This is a genomic window from Streptomyces sp. NPDC041940 (assembly GCF_055589465.1).
This window is the reverse complement of the sequence record NZ_JBVJBP010000017.1, coordinates 124,535-143,486: the sequence shown is the minus strand read 5'-3', so window position 1 is coordinate 143,486 and position 18,952 is coordinate 124,535. Positions and strand designations below refer to the sequence as shown.

The window sequence follows — 18,952 nt, the reverse complement described above, 5'->3', positions numbered from 1 at the left end:
TCCACGAACCAGGCCATGCGCAGCGAGCTGCGCACATGCAGTACGTTCAGGGCATGCCCCAGCCCGCCAAGTCCTCACGTACACCAGCTACGACCGACGCGCCGGAACGTTCCGCAGGCTCTCGCGCCGCCGCCCAGCGGCTCAAGATGCGCCGGGAACTGGCGGCCGCCGCGATGGAGCTGTTCGCGACCAAGGGCTACGAGGCGACCACCGTCGACGAGATCGCGGCCGCGGCCGGGGTCGCCCGGCGCACGTTCTTCCGCCACTTCCGCTCCAAGGAAGAGGCGATCTTCCCCGACCACGACGACACCCTGATCCGCGCCGAGGCGGTGCTCAACGCCGCACCCGCGCACGAGCATCCGCTCGACACGGTGTGCCGCGGCATCAAGGAAGTCATGAAGATGTACGCGGCGCGGCCGGAGATCTCGGTCGCCCGCTACAAGCTGACGCGTGAGGTGCCCACGCTGCGCGAGGCGGAGATCGCGTCGGTGGCCCGTTACGAGCGCCTGTTCACCCGCTATCTCCTCGGCCACTTCGACGAGCGCGCGCACGCCGACGACGCCAACGACGACCCGCTGCTGGCGGAGGTCGCCGCGTCCGCCGTGGTCACCGCCCACAACCACGTCCTGCGGCGCTGGCTGCGAGCCGGCGGGCAGGGGGACGTGGAGACGCAGCTGGACCACGCCTTCGCCATCGTGCGCAGGACCTTCGGCACGGGCATCGGAGCCGGGCGCTCCACGGAGCCGCAGCCGGCCGCGGCCACGGCCTCGACCCAGGGCGAGGTGCTGGTGACCGTCGCCCGTACCGACGCCCCGCTGGACGAGGTCATGAGGACCATCGAGCAGGCGCTCAAGGAGCGCTGAGCGGCTCGCGAGGGAGCACGGAGCAGCTCGCGCCACTGTGATGACGGCCACCCCACGGGGTGGCCGTTTTGGCATGTCAGGGGCCGTTTTGACATGCCCCGCCGAGGCCATTCGATCGATCATCGCTCATTTGTTACGTAAAGATTTCATCTGAGAGCAAGTTCTGGCACTCAGTGCCTTGCGGGGTGACACGCGGTGTCATACGTTGAAGAGGTCCGGGCGACGTCCCAGCAAGCTCACCGCCTGCTCGCCCGGACGCCTGCGTCACAGGCAACCTCCCGCGCCACAAAGCGCTGCCGAACAGCACCACCGCCGAACCGACGGCACTCCCTCAACCCTCAGCAGCAACGACGTAACCCTCAGCGCCCCTCCCTCAGGGCGCACACCGCCGGAGGCAACACCGTGACCATGAAGGACATCCTGGCCGCGATCCAGTCGCCCGACTCCGTGTCGGAGGACTTCGCCGCCCTCCCGCTCCCCGAGTCGTACCGCGCGATCACCGTGCACAAGGACGAGACGGAGATGTTCGCGGGGCTCACCACCCGCGACAAGGACCCCCGCAAGTCGATCCACCTGGACGAGGTTCCGGTCCCGGAGCTCGGCCCGGGCGAGGCCCTGGTGGCCGTCATGGCCTCCTCGGTCAACTACAACTCGGTGTGGACCTCGATCTTCGAGCCGCTGTCGACCTTCGGGTTCCTGGAGCGCTACGGCCGCACCAACGAGCTGGCCAAGCGCCACGACCTGCCGTACCACATCATCGGCTCCGACCTCGCGGGCGTCGTCCTGCGCACCGGCCCGGGCGTCAACGCCTGGCAGCCCGGTGACGAGGTCGTCGCGCACTGCCTCTCCGTCGAGCTGGAGTCGTCCGACGGCCACAACGACACGATGCTCGACCCCGAGCAGCGCATCTGGGGCTTCGAGACCAACTTCGGCGGCCTCGCCGAGGTCGCGCTGGTCAAGTCGAACCAGCTGATGCCCAAGCCCGACCACCTCAGCTGGGAGGAGGCCGCCGCCCCCGGCCTGGTCAACTCCACCGCCTACCGGCAGCTGGTCTCCCGCAACGGCGCCGCCATGAAGCAGGGCGACAACGTGCTCATCTGGGGCGCGAGCGGCGGACTCGGCTCCTACGCCACCCAGTTCGCGCTGGCCGGCGGCGCCAACCCGATCTGCGTCGTCTCCAGCGAGCAGAAGGCGGACATCTGCCGGTCCATGGGCGCGGACGCGATCATCGACCGCAACGCCGAGGGCTACAAGTTCTGGAAGGACGAGAACACCCAGGACCCCAAGGAGTGGAAGCGCTTCGGCAAGCGCATCCGCGAACTCACCGGCGGCGAGGACATCGACATCGTCTTCGAGCACCCCGGCCGTGAGACCTTCGGCGCGAGCGTGTTCGTCACCCGCAAGGGCGGCACCATCACCACCTGCGCCTCGACCTCGGGCTACATGCACGAGTACGACAACCGCTACCTGTGGATGTCGCTGAAGCGGATCATCGGTTCGCACTTCGCCAACTACCGCGAGGCCTGGGAAGCCAACCGGCTCATCGCGAAGGGCAAGATCCACCCGACCCTGTCGAAGGTGTACTCCCTGGAGGACACCGGCCAGGCCGCCTACGACGTGCACCGCAACCTCCACCAGGGCAAGGTCGGCGTGCTCGCGCTGGCCCCCGAGGAGGGCCTGGGCGTGCGCGACCACGAGAAGCGCGCCAAGCACATCGACGCCATCAACCGCTTCCGGAACATCTGAGGTCGTCCATGAGTGAGCGTCAGAAGGACCGGCCGTGGCTCATGCGCACGTACGCCGGTCACTCCACGGCCGAGGCGTCCAACGAGCTGTACCGGCGCAATCTCGCCAAGGGGCAGACGGGTCTGTCGGTGGCGTTCGACCTGCCGACGCAGACCGGCTACGACTCCGACCACATCCTCGCCCGCGGCGAGGTCGGCCGGGTCGGTGTGCCGATCGCGCACCTCGGTGACATGCGCCGGCTGTTCCAGGACATCCCCCTGGAGCAGATGAACACCTCGATGACCATCAACGCCACGGCCATGTGGCTGCTGGCGCTCTACCAGGTCGTCGCCGAGGAGCAGGGTGCGGACATCACCAAGCTCCAGGGCACGACCCAGAACGACATCGTCAAGGAGTACCTGTCCCGCGGCACCCATGTGTTCCCGCCGGGGCCGAGCCTCCGCCTGACGACGGACATGATCGCGTACACGGTCTCCCACCTCCCGAAGTGGAACCCGATCAACATCTGCAGCTACCACCTGCAGGAGGCGGGCGCCACGCCGGTGCAGGAGATCGCGTACGCGATGTCCACCGCGATCGCCGTGCTCGACGCCGTGCGCGACTCCGGCCAGGTGCCGCAGGAGCGCATGGGCGACGTCGTCGGCCGTATCTCGTTCTTCGTGAACGCGGGCGTCCGTTTCGTCGAGGAGATGTGCAAGATGCGCGCCTTCGGCCGCATCTGGGACAAGGTCACCCGCGAGCGGTACGGCATCGAGAACCCCAAGCACCGCCGCTTCCGCTACGGCGTCCAGGTCAACTCCCTGGGCCTGACGGAGGCGCAGCCGGAGAACAACGTCCAGCGGATCGTGCTCGAGATGCTGGCCGTGACCCTCTCCAAGGACGCCCGCGCGCGTGCCGTGCAGCTGCCCGCCTGGAACGAGGCGCTGGGCCTGCCCCGCCCCTGGGACCAGCAGTGGTCGCTGCGCATCCAGCAGGTGCTGGCCTACGAGAGCGATCTGCTGGAGTACGAGGACATCTTCGACGGCTCGAAGGTGATCGAGGCGAAGGTGGAGGAACTGGTCGAGGCCTCGCTCGCGGAGATCGACCGTATCCAGGAGATGGGCGGCGCGATGGCGGCCGTCGAGTCCGGCTACCTCAAGTCGCAGCTGGTCTCCTCGCACGCGGAACGCCGGGGCCGGATCGAGTCGGGCCAGGAGAAGATCATCGGTGTCAACGCCTTCGAGGGCACCGAACCGAACCCGCTGACCGCCGACCTGGACACCGCGATCCAGACCGTCGACCCGGCGGTGGAGGCCCGGGTGATCGCGGGTCTGCAGAACTGGCGCGACAACCGCTACCAGCCGCCCTTCAACCACCCGCGCCCCTGCAAGGCGCTGGAGAAGCTGAAGGAGGCCGCCCGCGGCACCGGGAACCTGATGGAGGCCACCCTGGAGTGCGCCCGCGCCGGGGCGACGACCGGCGAGTGGGCCGGGGCCCTGCGCGAGGTGTTCGGCGAGTTCCGTGCTCCGACGGGCGTCTCGTCGGCGCCCGTGGCCGTCCCGGTCGAGGAGGGCAGCACGCTGGCCCTGGTCCGCCGCAAGGTGGATCTGACGGCCAAGGACCTGGGAGTCGGCAAGCTGCGCTTCCTGGTCGGCAAGCCGGGCCTGGACGGGCACTCCAACGGCGCGGAGCAGATCGCCGTGCGCGCGCGTGACGCCGGCTTCGAGGTGGTCTACCAGGGCATCCGGCTGACGCCCGAGCAGATCGTGGACGCGGCCATCGACGAGGACGTTCACGCGGTCGGCCTGTCCATCCTGTCCGGCTCGCACGCCCAACTGGTCCCGGACGTGCTCGAACGGCTGCGTGTGGCCGGTGCCACAGATATTCCGGTGATCGCCGGTGGCATCATCCCCAACGGTGACGCCGAGCAGCTCAGGGCCGCAGGTGTGGCCGCCGTCTTCACCCCGAAGGACTTCGACATCACCGGAATCATCGGCCGCATCGTCGACGAGATCCGGAAAGCGAACAAGCTCGACCCCCTGGAGGTCCCCGCATGACCACGGTCAACCGCCTTCGCCCCCGGCGTTCCTGCCTGGCGGTACCGGGCTCGAACCCCCGCTTTCTCGAGAAGGCACAGGGCCTCCCGGCCGACCAGGTCTTCCTCGACCTGGAGGACGCGTGCGCCCCGCTCGCCAAGCCCGAGGCGCGGCACACCATCGTCAAGTTCCTCAACGAGGGCGACTGGACGGGCAAGACGCGCGTCGTGCGGGTCAACGACTGGACGACCGAGTGGACGTACCGGGACGTCGTCACGGTCGTCGAGGGCGCCGGCCAGAACCTCGACTGCATCATGCTGCCGAAGGTGCAGACGGCCCAGCAGGTCGTCGCCCTCGACCTGCTGCTGACGCAGATCGAGAAGACGATGGGCTTCGAGGTCGGCAAGATCGGCATCGAGGCGCAGATCGAGAACGCGCAGGGCCTGAACAACGTCAACGAGATCGCGACGGCCTCCCCGCGCGTCGAGACGATCATCTTCGGCCCGGCCGACTTCATGGCCTCCATCAACATGAAGTCGCTGGTCGTGGGCGAGCAGCCGCCCGGCTACCCGGCGGACGCCTACCACTACATCCTGATGAAGATCCTGATGGCCGCCCGCGCCAACAACCTCCAGGCGATCGACGGCCCCTACCTGCAGATCCGCAACATCGACGGCTACCGCGAGGTCGCCCAGCGCGCCGCCGCCCTCGGCTTCGACGGCAAGTGGGTGCTGCACCCGGGCCAGGTCGAGGCGTCGAACGAGATCTTCTCGCCCTCGCAGGAGGACTACGACCACGCCGAGCTGATCCTGGACGCGTACGACTACTACACGTCCGAGGCGGGCGGCAAGAAGGGCTCCGCGATGCTCGGCGACGAGATGATCGACGAGGCCAGCCGCAAGATGGCCCTGGTCGTCTCCGGCAAGGGCCGGGCCGCCGGCATGCAGCGGACCAGCAAGTTCGAGATCCCGGAGGCGTGACGGCGATGCAGTTCGGACGCACCTACGAGGAGTTCGAGGTCGGGGCGACGTACAAGCACTGGCCGGGAAAGACGGTCACGGAGTACGACGACCACCTGTTCTGTCTCCTCACCATGAACCACCACCCGCTCCACATGGACGTCAACTACGCCGAGAAGACGACCGACTTCGGCAAGAACGTCGTGGTCGGGAACTACATCTACTCCCTCCTGCTCGGCATGTCCGTCCCGGACATCTCCGGCAAGGCCATCGCCAACCTGGAGATCGAGTCGCTCAAGCACGTGGCGCCGACCTTCCACGGCGACACGCTGTACGGCCAGACGACCGTGCTCGACAAGTGGCCTTCCAAGTCGAAGAACGACCGCGGCATCGTCTATGTCGAGACCAAGGGCTACAAGCAGGACGGCACGCTGGTCTGCGTGTTCCGCCGCAAGGTCATGGTGCCGACCGAGACCTACATCAAGGAGCGCGGCGGCGAGCAGCCCGGCCGCCCCGAGCTCAAGGAGCAGGAGAAGTAGCCATGGCGCGACTCGCCCAGACCGCCGGTCTGACCGACATTCAGCAGGAGATCCTCTCCACCGTCCGCGACTTCGTGGACAAGGAGATCATCCCGGTCGCGACCGAGCTGGAGCACCGCGACGAGTACCCGCAGCAGATCGTCGACGGCCTCAAGGATTTGGGCCTCTTCGGCCTGATGATCCCCGAGGAGTACGGCGGTCTGGGCGAGTCGCTCCTGACGTACGCCCTCTGCGTCGAGGAGATCGCCCGCGGGTGGATGTCGGTGTCCGGCATCATCAACACCCACTTCATCGTGGCGTACATGCTCAAGCAACACGGCACGCAGGAACAGAAGGACCATTTCCTGCCGAGGATGGCGGCGGGCGACATCCGCGGCGCGTTCTCGATGTCGGAGCCGGCCCTCGGCTCGGACGTCTCGGCGATCACGTCGAAGGCGGTGCGGGACGGCGAGGAGTACGTCCTGAACGGCCAGAAGATGTGGCTGACCAACGGCGGCACGTCGTCGCTGGTGGCCGTCCTGGTCCGAAGTGACGAAGGTCACCCCGAGGGCACCGCGCCCCACAAGTCGATGACGACCTTCCTCGTCGAGAAGGAGCCCGGATTCGGCGAGGTCCGCCCCGGCCTCACCATCCCCGGGAAGATCGACAAGATGGGCTACAAGGGGGTCGACACCACCGAACTCATCATGGATGGCCTGCGGATTCCTGCGGATCGGGTGCTCGGCGGGGTCACCGGCCGTGGTTTCTACCAGATGATGGACGGCGTCGAGGTCGGGCGCGTCAATGTGGCGGCACGTGGCTGCGGTGTCGCACAGCGTGCGTTCGAACTGGGAGTGCGGTATTCGCAGCAGCGCCACACCTTCGGGAAGCCGATCGCCCAGCACCAGGCGATCCAGTTCAAGCTGGCCGAGATGGCTACCAAGGTCGAGGCCGCGCATGCGATGATGGTCAATGCAGCTCGCAAAAAGGACTCCGGTGAGCGAAACGACCTCGAGGCTGGGATGGCGAAGTACCTCGCCTCCGAGTACTGCAAGGAGGTCGTCGAGGACGCCTTCCGGATCCACGGCGGCTACGGCTTCTCCAAGGAGTACGAGATCGAACGCCTCTACCGTGAGGCTCCGATGCTGCTCATCGGTGAAGGTACCGCCGAGATCCAGAAAATGATCATCGGTCGGCGACTGCTCGAAGAGTATCGATTCCAGGGCTAGATGTCCGGATACGGGGTGTTTTCTTGGAGAAGAAGATCACACCCCGTCAGCACGCTTCAGCCGCCGACTCGGCTGCCTGGCTTACCCAGTTACGGCCCCGAGCCGCTACCATCGCCGGAAAGCCGCCGTCCCCCGTCAGAGTGCGGCCTCATCCGCTACGAAGGTCATCCATGCCCCACAGCCAAACCTCTGCACCACGCGACAGCCGGGCCGGCGTACGCCTCGCGCGCGGAGCATCGCCGTGGCTTCTTCCGACCGTCGCCACCGCAGCCCTCAGCCTGGCCCGTGCCCGGCGCTCCGGCGCCGCCAAGGCCGTCGCCGTTCCCGCCACCGCGCTTGCGGCGGGGATGCTGTGGTTCTTCCGCGACCCCGAGCGCGAGATCACCCAGGGCCGGGTCATCTCGCCCGCCGACGGTGTGGTGCAGAGCATCATGCCGTGGAAGGACGGCCGCACCCGCGTCGCGATCTTCATGAGCCCGCTCAACGTGCACGTCAACCGCGCGCCGCTGGCCGGCACGGTGACGTCGGTCGAGCACATCCCCGGTGGCTTCGTTCCCGCTTTCAACAAGGAGAGCGAGAACAACGAGCGGGTCGTGTGGCACTTCGACACCGAGCTCGGCGACATCGAGATGATCCAGATCGCCGGCGCGGTCGCCCGTCGCATCGTTCCCTACGTGCCCCAGGGCACCAAGGTCGAGCAGGGCGAGCGGATCGGACTGATCCGTTTCGGTTCGCGTGTGGACATCTACCTGCCCGAGGGCGTGGAGGTAGACGTCGAGGTCGGTCAGAAGACCGTGGCTGGGGTGACTCGCATTGACCGTGATTGATTCTGATACCAAGGCCGGCTGGGTCCCGGAGGCCGACGAGGTGGACGAAGAAGAGGAGATGCCCCTCTCCCTTCGCCTCTCGATAGCGGACACTCTCACGCTCGGCAACGCCACGTGCGGGTTCATGGCGGTGTACTTCACGACCACCGGCATCCTCATCCCGCACCTCTCGGGTGACGATCTGGGCATGGCCCGCAACAGCGCGGCCACGGCCGTGATCCTGATGCTGTGCGCGGCGGTGTTCGACCTGTTCGACGGTCTCGTCGCCCGCAAGCTGCGGTCGTCGCCGATGGGCGCGGAGCTGGACAACCTCTCCGACCTGATCAGCTTCGGTCTGGCACCCGCGTACTTCGTGCTCGTGTACGGCATGGTCGCGCGGGACGCGCATGAGCGGGTCGCGGCGGTGGGCGCGATCGTCGTGCTGTTGGCGGTGGTGCTGCGGCTTGCGCGGTTCTCGTGCGTCACCGTGAAGGACGGGACGTTCCAGGGCATGCCGTCGCCGTTCGGGGCACTGACGGTCGTGTCGATCGTGCTGCTTGAGCTGCCGTTCGAGGCGACGCTGCTGGCCGTCATCGGTACCGCGTGGCTGATGGTGAGCCGAGTCGAGTACCCGAAGCCGCGGGGCGTCCTCGCGGTGGCGATGCTCGGCTGGATCGTGTCGGCCATGGGCATGCTGGCGGCCTGGGCGTTCGACGCGCCGGGGGGCCAGGTACTGCTGCAGATGGGCTGCGCGCTGCAGATCGTGATGGGGGCGACGATCCCGCTGTTCGCCACGGCGCGTCGGGTGAACACCTTCCGTGACAACCGGCGCGAGAGCCGCGAGGCGCGGGCGGCGCAGGTCCCGTAGCCCGGCTTACACATTGCCCGAGGGGCCCGGACCGAATCGCGACTCGGTCCGGGCCCCTCGGGTTTTCCGCGGCAGACCCTCGGTGCCCTACCTGTCCGGCCGGAGCCTTTCGTACACCGTCACCCGCCGCCCGCGGACCTGCTGGTCCGCCACCACCGTGAAGCGCTTCTTCAGGACGGCGATCTTCTCCTTGTCCCTTTCCGCCGACACCGGCCGGGCCACCTCAGGCATATCGGTGATCAGCAGGACCCTCCGCCGTGCCAGCATCGCGGTCCGTATGCGCTCCGGGCTCGCCTCCTCACCCTTCAGCGTCCCGGACGCCACAGGACTCTCCGCCAGCGCGATGTCCTCGAGACCGGCGAACGCGGCGGGGGAAACCAGCGCGGTATCGCGGCGGGCCGCCGGAACGAAGACAACCGCGTCGCCATCCTTCTTGAGCTGTCGCACGTCCGCCGCCACCGCCAGCACATCGTCCACGCGGCTGGCCGGGGACCGTTTGGCCAGCGACTGCGGCCACAGTGCGATCACGGCCACGGCGACCACGGCCGGCACCAGCCATCGTGACACGCGGGGGAACCACGGCTTGATCGTCCGTGCCAGCGCACTCAGTGCCGCACCGATCAGCAGGGCCAGGCCCAGCATGCTGAACAGGACATAACGGTCCAGGAAGAGTGGCTTGGCCAGGGAGAGGCCGATCAGGCCGATCTGCGGCACGGCCAGCAAGGGCAGAGCGACGGCTGCCAGCGACAGCCGGCCTGCCCGTGGCCGGTCCAGCAGGGCCCCGAGAGCGCCGATGGCCAGCACGATCGCCGGACCGATCAGCATGTGCCAGGTCAGCGGCGGTATCCAGGACACCTGCCGGGCCTGGGTCAGGGTGAACAGGATCATCGGCAGGGCGGCTGCCACGGCGGCCGTGGCGGTCGCCGCCCAGCGGGTCCATGTCCCGCGCCCGGTTCTCGTCCAGGCCAGGGTCGCCGCGTGCGCGGGCAGTATCAGCAGCGACAGCCAGTTGAGCAGCGCGCACAGCAGGACCGTACCGCCGTAAGCCACCCAGACCGCTGTGCGGTCGCGCCCCTGCAACGCGGTGACCAGCAGCAGTGTGGAGATGCCGGCGCCTGCCGCGACCAGTGCGTACGGGCGTCCCTCCTGGAGGTAGAACTGCACAGCGGGAAGCAGCCCGAAGATCAGCCCTGCTCCCAGACCCGCCCGGCCATCGGCCAGCCGGTGGCCGATGACCGTCACACACGCCGCGGCCACCGCCGCGGCCAGCACGGAGGGCAGGCGCAGTGTCGCGATGCCGGGCCCGAAGCATTCGAAGAGCCCGTGCATCAGCAGGTAGTAGAGGCCGTGCACGGCATCGACCTCCCCCAGCATGTGCCAGATGTCGGCGGTGGACCGCCGGGCCACCTGCCAGGTCGCGGCTTCGTCCCGCCACACGCTGTGCTGGCGGGACAGCCCCCACAGGCCGAGGGCGAGGGTCCACAGCAGCGGTATCGGCCAGACGGGCAGGCGGCGCCGCAGGATGGTTATGTGGCAGCTCATGGAGTTGTTCAGATCCTTGGGATGGCGGAGCCGACCGAAGTCGGCCCCGGGCGTCCGATGAGACGCCCGGTGCGGGCCGATGGCCTCGTACGGGAAGAGCGCCCTGACCGGCGGGAGCGGAGGGTCGGCCGGATCACCGACGCATACGGGAGGTGATGGCTAGGCTCGCCAGTCGCGTGCCTGTTGCCCGGCGACGCGAGCAGCCCACAGCCCCATCACGACAGACACGGCGAGCACCACGGTGACGGTGGCCGCCATGAGGCCCCCGGGGACGAAATAGGCCATTCCTGGCCGGGCGACCGGTCGTGCGGTCCAGGCCGCGACGACGCACCCGGCCAGGGCGGCGAGCGCGAGCGGCGCGACGATCGCCCAGGCCGCGCTGCTGCGAAAGACCCGGTATCCACCGGTCAACACGGTCAGCGGCGCCAGTGCCCGGCCCTGGCGCAGGAACTCGGCTTTGCCACTGAGGCCGATGGCGAGCACGAGGAGTCCCGTCCCCAGCACACCGAAGAGCCGGATCCACCGGCCCTGGTCCCGGTCCGGAATGCCGTCCGCCAGCCACTCCTCCCCGGGAAAACGGACTTGGGCCCCGCGGGGATAAGCCCGGTAGGAGGCTTCCTTGAGAGCCGCGACGGCAGGGATGCCGCCATCGGCCCTCACCACCGCCAGGGTGTTGGTGCTCCGCGCGCTCTGCCTGGCCAGCTCGGCATGGTCGGCCCTGACCACCTTCAGATAGGTGCCGCCCTGCGTGTTCCAGTGGAGCAGCTGCTGCAGGCGCCGATCGAGAGCGACATCGACGCGGGCCGGTGTGGGCGAACACGGCAACCGAAGGCTCTCCAGAGCGACGCATCCTCCGCTGATCGTGATGGGGCCGTCACCGGCGGTGCGGGGAGGCGCGAGGACGACAGGCACATTGCCCTCGGGGATGAACTGGAGATAGGCGGCGGTCTCCCTGGTGGAGACCGTCCCTCTGGGACCGACTTCGGCCACGTTCCGGTCGGTAGCGCTGAGGACCTCCTCCATCGCGGCGTTGTAGGTCCCGAACATCGCCTGCCAGGCGAGGGCCTGCGTGAAGACGATCAGCGCAACCGTCACACCGGTGACCAGGCGGGCCGTGGTCGCCGGGTAGTGGCTGATGCGGCGGCCCGCGATCAGCGCACCGGCCCACCCTCGCTGCCGCCCGGTCCGCTCCAGGCTTCCCCCGAGCTTGGCCACCACGACTGCCACTCCGGCCGGCAGGGTGAGGACGACGAGGGCAAGGCCGATCCAGCTGATCCATGCCCGGTACTGCGTATGGTCGCCGGCGAGTTCCGGACCGCGGCTGGCGAGCAGGATCGCCGGCGCACAGAGAAGCGCGAGGTACCGCTGCCGGCGTGACCTGCTCGCGCCGGCGGGCCGGGTCCCCCTGGCCCGGCCGGACAGCTGATCGTTGATGACGGCAAGGGCCAGCGCCGTCACCATGACGGCCACGGGAGTCAGCAGCACCGGCCAGCCGTGCTGACGCACGTCGGCGGATGACGTCACGTAGCCGACGAACGGGACCCGGATGTCGACGAAAGCGGCCACGGCGAAGAACGGAAGCGACGCGAAGGCTCCCCACGTCACCGGTCGCATCGCCTCGCCCACGGCGATCAGGGCCCGGTCGCGCCTCAGCCCTCCCAGGGAGTCGACCAGGGCGCCTCTGCGGTCACGGCCCTGTGCGCCGGCACGGAGTGCGGTGAACAGGAGCACGAGACCCGGTACGAGCAGCAGGCCGAGGACGAGGCTCTGGAACATCCACTCGGGCTTGTCGTTGTCGCGCCCCATTCCTGGCTGCAAGCCTTCAGCCGGCATGCCTGCCTCCGGCCCGAAACCGACCACGGTCTCGATCGGCGCCTCGGCCTTCATGCTCTTGGCGGGCCGGACGTAGGCGAGCCACTCTCCGGGGTCGTCCAACCCCTCCTGTCCGACCGTGCCCGAGAGTTTTCCGTAGCGGTCGGCGATCCCCTCCGCGGCGCCGGCTTTCAGCAGACCGGGGGACAGAACGGCCTCACCCGGCCCCGGCCAGCGATCCACCCCTGGGGGAAGCGGTGCGTTCGGCGTGTGCGGCGCGATGAATACGACGCTGAAGATCCGCTGCCCTTTCAGCGCGTCAGAGCCGGCCAGCCACAGCGTGGCGCGGGTTGCCTCTGATCGCTCTGTCTGCCCGACCGGGGTCCTGGCGTCGCGCCGCAACTCCTTGCCGGCATAGGAGGCGTGCACCATCGCCAGCAGACCCAGGCACAGTGCGACAGCGAAAGCCGAAAGCGCCAGGGCCACGGCCCTGGTTCCGGCCGCCTCCGAGCGTCGGCCCGCGTCGCGTCCTATGCGCAGCAGCTGAAGTGACAAGCCACCGTGTCTCGCCCCGCTCACGCCTCCACCGCCTCCCGCGAGGGGGCGGGAACCAGCAGACCGGCCTCAAGACGCAGCACCCGGTCCGCTCGTGCGGCAACCTCGACATCGTGCGTCACCAGCACCAGCCCACACCCGCGCCGCCGAGGGAACTCGAAGAGCAGTTCCGCGATGCGTGCAGTGGCGTCAGGGTCGAGGGAGCCAGTGGGCTCATCGGCCAGAATCAGCTCGGGCGAGTTGATCAGCGCACGGGCCACAGCTGTCCGCTGATGCTCGCCTCCGGAGAGTTCCTCTGTCGTCTCCGCCCGCGGAACGCCTAGTTCGTCCAGCAGTCGCTGTGCCTGGCGGTACGCGCCGGCGCGGTCAGAACGCGACAACAGCGCCGCCAGCGCCACGTTGTCCAGCGGGCTGAGTTCGGGCAGCAGCTCTCCGAACTGGAAGACCGTGCCGATGGTTTCGCTGCGCAGCTTGGCCATCTGCTTCCCGCGCAGCTTCGTCACTTCCGCACCGGCGACCCTGATGCTTCCGCCGTGCGGCTCGATGAGACCGAGGATCGACGAGAGCAGCGTGCTCTTGCCCGAACCGCTCGGACCCGTGATCGCTACTGACTCGCCGGCACGGACGCTGAGCTGCAGACCCTTGAACAGGGAGCGATTGCGGACCGAGTAGTCCAGATCCTGAATGTGGAGTACGGGATCGGGCTCGGGCCCGATGTCAGAGTTGCTCACGTGATGTGCCCTCGGGTAGCTGTTGCCGCGCCACCGTGCGACGTCGCGGTGGCGCTGCAGGGCAGAGGCGGCCCCCTCTGTCCCGCGGATGGCGGGCTTCCGGTGAGCATGAAAGAGCGCCCCCGCGAATCGTCCCCCGTTGCGCGAGAGAGGTCAGCCTCTCGCGATCGGTGCCGATAGTAGGCCAACGTGAAAAGAGATAACAGCATGCCCTCGGCACCATCACGTTGCGCCAGTTGGCCCGATGCCGGCCCCGCCGCAATTTCCCTTGCCAGCCGCCGACTTTGGCATATGATCTTGCACTGGTCGCGAGGAAGGTCTTCTTCTCGCTTCCATGGGGGGCTCTACAACGGAAGCCGCTTGGCCTGACCTGCCTCGCGTCGTCCGCCCATGGGTGCGTCGTCTCTGAAGGCCGTCATCGTGATGACCACCAATCGCAGCTGTTGAGTTGCTGCGTCACAGGGGAGAATCATGCAGATATCCAGGAGCGCCAAGAAGGCTGCGATGGCAGTCGCCATGCTCGGCGCCGTTGCGGGGGCATCGCCGGCCTACGCCGACGCCGGCGAGGACGTCACTTCCAGGCTCAACCACCACACCAACCCGAACATCCACATCTCTTACGCCTACAGCTGGCAGTCGTCCGGCAACAAGAACGTCGCCGTGCGCGACGAGAGCGCGGACGGGAACCCCGTCTACTCGGAGTTCGACCGCAAGAACACCAAGGGCCTCCGCCTCTGGAACACCAAGGGCCAGGGAGAGACCACGTACAGCGACTCCTCCACGAGCAACTACGTCGTGAAGGTCACCGCTTGCGTGCAGTTCGACGGGACCCCGGACAAGTGCGGCCCGGACGACCGGCCCGGCGACGGACGCTGATACCGCGCCCCGGACAGCGGCTCACTGGCGTTTGACGATCGTGTCAAGGCCCGGATGCTTCCCGCATCCGGGCCTCACTCGTCGCACGCGCCGGGCCCTCCTCTGCTGCGACGAGGGTCCGGCTCAGGTCAGGAAATCCCGGGCGATCCGTTGCGCGACCCGTTCCAGGATCGGCCCCGCCTCGGCGATGCACTTCGCCACGTCCGGTTCCGCGTCCGTCAGGGGGTAGGCCCGGCGGAAGCCGGAGCGGCCCAGGACTTCCGGGGGGAGGGCGAGGCGGCCGCAGACCGCCACGACGTCCTTGCCGGCGGCGCGGGCCGCCGCCGCGACGCCCGCCGGGGCCTTGCCGTGCAGGGTCTGCTCGTCGAGGGAGCCCTCGCCGGTGATCACCAGATCGGCGCGGTCCAGCGCGGGGGCGAAGCCCAGGACGTCGAGCATGACCTCGATGCCGGGGCGGAACCGGGCGCCCAGCAGCAGGGCGCCGTAGCCGATGCCGCCGGCCGCGCCCGCGCCGGGCGAGGCGGCGTATTCGGCGGCCTTCGGACCGGCCGGCCCCTCCAGCACCTTCGCGAAGTGCGCGAGGGCGGTGTCCAGGGCCGCCACGTCGTCCGGTGAGGCGCCCTTCTGCGGGCCGTAGACCGCGGGCGCGCCCTTCGGGCCGGTCAGCGGGTTGTCGACGTCGCTGGCGAGGACCAGTTCGACCTCGGTGAGGCGCGGGTCGAGGCCCGACAGATCGGCTGTGGCCAGTTCGGCGAGGCCGCCGCCGCCCGGCGGTACCGGCTCGCCGTCCGCGTCCAGGAACCGGGCGCCCAGCGCGGACAGCATCCCGGCGCCGCCGTCCGTGGTGGCGCTGCCGCCGACCCCGAAGACGATCGTGCGGGCGCCCGCGTCCAGGGCGGCCTGCAGCAGCTCACCGGAGCCGTACGTGGACGCCGTGAGCGGGGCGAAGACGCCGGCGGGCAGCCGCTGGAGTCCGCTCGCCTCGGCCATCTCCACGACCGCGGTGCCGTCGCGCAGCGCGAACGCCGCCGTCACCTCACCGCCGAGGGGGCCGGCGACCCTTACCTCCCGGCGCTCGAACCCGGCCGCGACCGCCGCGGCCACGGTGCCGTCGCCGCCGTCGGCCACCGGCAGCGCCTCGACCTCGAGGTCCGGCACGGCCCGGCGCAGCCCGGCCGTCACCCGCTCGGCGACCTCCACGGCCGTCAGCGACCCCTTGAACTTGTCCGCGGCGACGAGCACCCGCTGCGTCGTTCGGGTACCGCTCACTGCAGCGTCTGCCACTTGCACTCCCCTTGCTCTCCGGGCCCTCACGCACGTCAGGGCCAGTCGCGCCGCTGTGACCTTAACCTCAGGACGCCCCGGCCGTCAGCATCTGCCCGACTCCTGGACCGGCGGCCCCGGCTGCTCGGGCGATCCCGCGGAAACGGGTAGACCGTAACCATGACCCTCGTCGACACCGAAGCAGCGCTCGCCGACCGCATCCTCGGCGGCTGGCTGGGCCGCATCGCGGGCAACATGCTCGGCAAACCGGTCGAACAGGGCGAGGTCTGGACACGCGACCGCATCGACCGCTACCTCAGACAGGCCGCTGCCCTCCCCCTGACCGACTACCTGCCCGAGCCCTCGGGCGACGACGCGACCGCGCTGCGGCCCGAGTGGCGCCAGTGTGTGCGCGGCCGGATCCACGGCAGCTGCCGTGACGACGACGTCGACTACGCGATCCTCGGCCTCCACCTGCTGGAGACCCACGGCTTCGGCTTCAGCACCGAGCAGGTCGGCGACCTGTGGCTGCTGCGGCTGCCGTACCTCCAGACGTTCACCGCCGAGCGGGCCGCTTACCGCAATCTGGCCGGCGGGCTCAAGCCGCCGCTGACGGCGACGTACGACAATCCGTACCAGGAGTGGATCGGGGCGCTGATCAGGGCCGACATCTACGGCTGGACCTGCCCGGGCGTGCCGCGCCGGGCCGCCTCGCTGGCCCGGCGGGACGCGGTGCTGTCGCACACCGGCAACGGGGTCTACGGGGCGATGTGGGCGGCGGCGCTGATCGCGGCGGCGTTCACGGCACCCACCGTGCGGCATGCGGTCGACCAGGCCCTGACCGTGATCCCGGCGAGCAGCCGCCTCGCCCGCACGGTACGCCGGGTGGTCTCCCTGCACGACACCCGGATGTCCTGGGAGGACACGCTCACCACGGTCGCCGAGGAGACCGTCGGGATGGGCTGGATCCACACCGTTCCGAATGCCGCGGTCCTGACGGCCGGCCTGCTCTACGGCGACGGCGACTTCACGCGCACCATCACCCTGACCGTCCGCGGCGGCCTGGACACCGACTCCAACGGCGCGACCGCGGGTTCGGTGGCGGGCGTGTTCGGCGGGGCGGCCGCCATCCCGGAGCACTGGAAGGCCCCGCTGGAGGACACGGTCCGCAGTGCGGTGTTCGGCTTCGACGGGGTGCGGATCAGCGAGCTGGCGGAGCGGACGCTGCGGCTGGCGGATCTGCAGGCCTGACGTGGTTACCCTGCCCCCATGACCACCTCTGCTGACTTCGCCGCCTACATCGCGTCCCTGCCCCGCGTCCTGGCCGGCGCCGCCGCGCTGTTCCGGGACGGCGGGGGGCGGGTGCTGCTCGTCGAGCCCAACTACCGGGAGGGCTGGACGCTGCCCGGCGGCACGATCGAGTCCGACGACGGCGAGACCCCGCGGCAGGGCGCTCGGCGCGAGACGGCCGAGGAGATCGGCCTGGACCGCGAGCTCGGCCGGCTGCTGGCAGTGGACTGGGTGCACGGCCCGGGGCGTCCACCGCTGGTGGCGTACCTGTACGACGGCGGGGTGCTCGGCGAGGACGACATCAAGGAGATCCGCCTCCAGGAGGCGGAACTGCTCTCCTGGCGTCTGGTCCCACGCGAGGAGCTGCCCGACTACCTGCCGGGCGCCCTCGGCGGTCGCGTCCTGACCGCGCTGGACGTCCTGGCGGACGGTTCGGGCACGGCGGAGCTGGAGAACGGCCGGCGCGTCGGCTGACCCGGGCCGCCGGCGTCAGTCGCGCAGCACAGGAGGACGTCCGCGTCGACGGCGAGCCCAGACCCACCGGAGCAGAATCAGCGCGAAGCACAGCACGCCCACCCCGCCCAGGGAGTAGGACAGCCACCGGGCGGCGCCGCTCAGCGTGCCCAGGAGAGCGCAGGCCAGAGCGCCGATGGACAGGACGAACAGGCTGAAGGTCTCCCAGCCGGACGTGCCGCTCTCCCGGTCGACCCGTTCGTCGAACTCCTGGCGCGCCTGCTGCTCGTACCGCTGTCGGGCGTGTGCCATGGCGAGCGTCTCGCGGACGTGGTTCATTCCTTCCGGCAGCCGGGGCTCGCGGACCCGGCGAAGACGGATGGCGCGAAGGTTGAAGCTGAAACGTCGGGCGGGCATCATCGGTTCTCCCCCTCCTGACCTAGGTCAGCGCCAATGCGGCACCGAGCACGTCAGCCAAGCCCTGCACCAGTCGGACATGATCCACCGTCAGGTCGGTGTCGTTCGGGGCGTCGACTGCCAGCACGCCGAACTCCTTGCCGCCCGCCATCACCGGTACGGCGATGACCGACCGGTAGTCGGTGCTGCCCTGGTCCACCTTGCTGACGAGCCCGGTCGCCGCGCCCGCGTGGTAGGCGCTCCGGGTGTCCAGGATGTCATGCACGAAGTGGCTGCCGGCGGCTCCGTCGATCTTCGCCCGGGGAGCGGAAGGACGGCCCGCCCAGTCGTCGAGTACGAATTCGTGCTGGGCACGGTTGTCCAGACGGTAGTAGGCGCTTCGGGCGGTGGGAAGCCCGGCGGAATCGAGTCGGGCGGTGAGGGTGGCCGCGCCGACGAGTGCGGAGCGGCGGATCGTGGTCGACTCCGTGGAGCGGGTGGTGACCAGGCCCGCGGGCGGCGTCGCGCCGGTGGCGCCGTACGCGGCCGCGTGCTCCTGCGTGAGCCTGCCCAGCGGTTTGGACAACTGGAGCAGGACGTCGTTGTACCAGAGACGGAGCTGCGCCGCCGTCTGACTGGCCTCCTCGCGTGCCTTGACCCGCTCTCTCTCGTTGAGGGCGGTTTCACTCGCGGTGACCAGAACGACCATCAGGGCCAGCGCGGCCCCGGTCCACAACGCTGTGTGCCGGTACTCGCTGTGCTCGTCGCCCGCGACGACCGAGGCGACGAAGGCCCCCGCTGCCAGGAAGCTGGCCAACGTCAACAGGAAGATCTTTAACCAGTACTTGCGGAGCCATGCCATCCCGCCCCATCACCTCGGTCCCGAGTTCGAACGCTGCGCTCCGGGGCGACCGAAGCCGCGCCCGACCTGCACAGACGCCGCGGCGGGTGCGCCGGTTCCCGCCAGGCCCCGAAGGCTTCTCCTGTCGCATATCCGTTCGCCTCGATCGGCCCGGCGTCCTACCCTCGG

General features: G+C 69.3%; 17 protein-coding genes. 11 read left to right on the top strand and 6 right to left on the bottom strand.

Annotated elements, in window-relative coordinates:
* Window positions 1–53: 53 nt before the first annotated feature.
* From ACZ6I3_RS26750 to pssA, 8 genes are all read left to right on the top strand, one after another.
* Window positions 54–863, top strand: coding sequence for a TetR family transcriptional regulator (locus tag ACZ6I3_RS26750; protein ID WP_469417990.1), 810 nt, complete (start codon window positions 54–56; stop codon window positions 861–863).
* Window positions 864–1,271: 408 nt separating this feature from the next.
* Window positions 1,272–2,609: a crotonyl-CoA carboxylase/reductase gene (gene ccrA, locus ACZ6I3_RS26745; protein WP_469418053.1), complete on the top strand. Its 1,338-nt coding sequence runs from the start codon at window positions 1,272–1,274 to the stop codon at window positions 2,607–2,609.
* 8 nt (window positions 2,610–2,617) lie between these two features.
* Window positions 2,618–4,645, top strand: a complete 2,028-nt coding sequence (locus ACZ6I3_RS26740) for a protein meaA (RefSeq protein WP_469417988.1) — start codon at window positions 2,618–2,620, stop codon at window positions 4,643–4,645.
* Window positions 4,642–5,604 (top strand): HpcH/HpaI aldolase/citrate lyase family protein, encoded by a 963-nt coding sequence (locus ACZ6I3_RS26735; protein WP_382486804.1) that lies wholly within the window; start codon window positions 4,642–4,644, stop codon window positions 5,602–5,604. Before ACZ6I3_RS26740 ends, ACZ6I3_RS26735 begins: the two co-directional genes overlap by 4 nt.
* A 5-nt stretch (window positions 5,605–5,609) precedes the next feature.
* Window positions 5,610–6,122 (top strand): MaoC family dehydratase, encoded by a 513-nt coding sequence (locus ACZ6I3_RS26730; RefSeq protein WP_215117585.1) that lies wholly within the window; start codon window positions 5,610–5,612, stop codon window positions 6,120–6,122.
* 2 nt (window positions 6,123–6,124) lie between these two features.
* A complete protein-coding gene (locus ACZ6I3_RS26725; protein WP_469417986.1) occupies window positions 6,125–7,330 on the top strand; it encodes an acyl-CoA dehydrogenase family protein in 1,206 nt (401 codons plus the stop codon).
* Between the two features lie 170 nt (window positions 7,331–7,500).
* Window positions 7,501–8,157: a phosphatidylserine decarboxylase gene (locus tag ACZ6I3_RS26720; RefSeq protein WP_215117587.1), complete on the top strand. Its 657-nt coding sequence runs from the start codon at window positions 7,501–7,503 to the stop codon at window positions 8,155–8,157.
* Window positions 8,144–9,004, top strand: coding sequence for a CDP-diacylglycerol--serine O-phosphatidyltransferase (gene pssA, locus ACZ6I3_RS26715; protein WP_469417985.1), 861 nt, complete (start codon window positions 8,144–8,146; stop codon window positions 9,002–9,004). Before ACZ6I3_RS26720 ends, pssA begins: the two co-directional genes overlap by 14 nt.
* 87 nt (window positions 9,005–9,091) lie before the next feature.
* Here pssA and ACZ6I3_RS26710 read toward each other — a convergent pair whose 3' ends face one another.
* From ACZ6I3_RS26710 to ACZ6I3_RS26700, 3 genes are all read right to left on the bottom strand, one after another.
* Entirely contained in the window at window positions 9,092–10,546 is a 1,455-nt protein-coding gene (locus ACZ6I3_RS26710; protein ID WP_469417984.1) for a glycosyltransferase family 39 protein, read from the bottom strand.
* Window positions 10,547–10,705: 159 nt separating this feature from the next.
* Window positions 10,706–12,844: an ABC transporter permease gene (locus ACZ6I3_RS26705; RefSeq protein WP_469417982.1), complete on the bottom strand. Its 2,139-nt coding sequence runs from the start codon at window positions 12,842–12,844 to the stop codon at window positions 10,706–10,708.
* Between the two features lie 89 nt (window positions 12,845–12,933).
* Window positions 12,934–13,644: an ABC transporter ATP-binding protein gene (locus ACZ6I3_RS26700; RefSeq protein ID WP_469417980.1), complete on the bottom strand. Its 711-nt coding sequence runs from the start codon at window positions 13,642–13,644 to the stop codon at window positions 12,934–12,936.
* 504 nt (window positions 13,645–14,148) lie between these two features.
* Between ACZ6I3_RS26700 and ACZ6I3_RS26695 the strand changes: the two genes are divergently transcribed.
* Window positions 14,149–14,520 (top strand): hypothetical protein, encoded by a 372-nt coding sequence (locus ACZ6I3_RS26695; RefSeq protein WP_469417978.1) that lies wholly within the window; start codon window positions 14,149–14,151, stop codon window positions 14,518–14,520.
* A gap of 123 nt (window positions 14,521–14,643) precedes the next feature.
* Here ACZ6I3_RS26695 and ACZ6I3_RS26690 read toward each other — a convergent pair whose 3' ends face one another.
* Entirely contained in the window at window positions 14,644–15,762 is a 1,119-nt protein-coding gene (locus ACZ6I3_RS26690) for a glycerate kinase (protein ID WP_469418051.1), read from the bottom strand.
* Window positions 15,763–15,963: 201 nt separating this feature from the next.
* Between ACZ6I3_RS26690 and ACZ6I3_RS26685 the strand changes: the two genes are divergently transcribed.
* A complete protein-coding gene (locus ACZ6I3_RS26685) occupies window positions 15,964–17,034 on the top strand; it encodes an ADP-ribosylglycohydrolase family protein (RefSeq protein WP_469417977.1) in 1,071 nt (356 codons plus the stop codon).
* 18 nt (window positions 17,035–17,052) lie between these two features.
* On the top strand, window positions 17,053–17,547 hold the full coding sequence (locus tag ACZ6I3_RS26680) for an NUDIX domain-containing protein (RefSeq protein WP_469417976.1): 495 nt from the start codon (window positions 17,053–17,055) through the stop codon (window positions 17,545–17,547).
* 15 nt (window positions 17,548–17,562) lie between these two features.
* Here ACZ6I3_RS26680 and ACZ6I3_RS26675 read toward each other — a convergent pair whose 3' ends face one another.
* Window positions 17,563–17,946 (bottom strand): hypothetical protein, encoded by a 384-nt coding sequence (locus tag ACZ6I3_RS26675; protein ID WP_469417975.1) that lies wholly within the window; start codon window positions 17,944–17,946, stop codon window positions 17,563–17,565.
* A 19-nt stretch (window positions 17,947–17,965) separates the two neighbouring features.
* Window positions 17,966–18,784, bottom strand: a complete 819-nt coding sequence (locus ACZ6I3_RS26670; RefSeq protein WP_469417973.1) for a GAF domain-containing protein — start codon at window positions 18,782–18,784, stop codon at window positions 17,966–17,968.
* Window positions 18,785–18,952 lie beyond the last annotated feature (168 nt).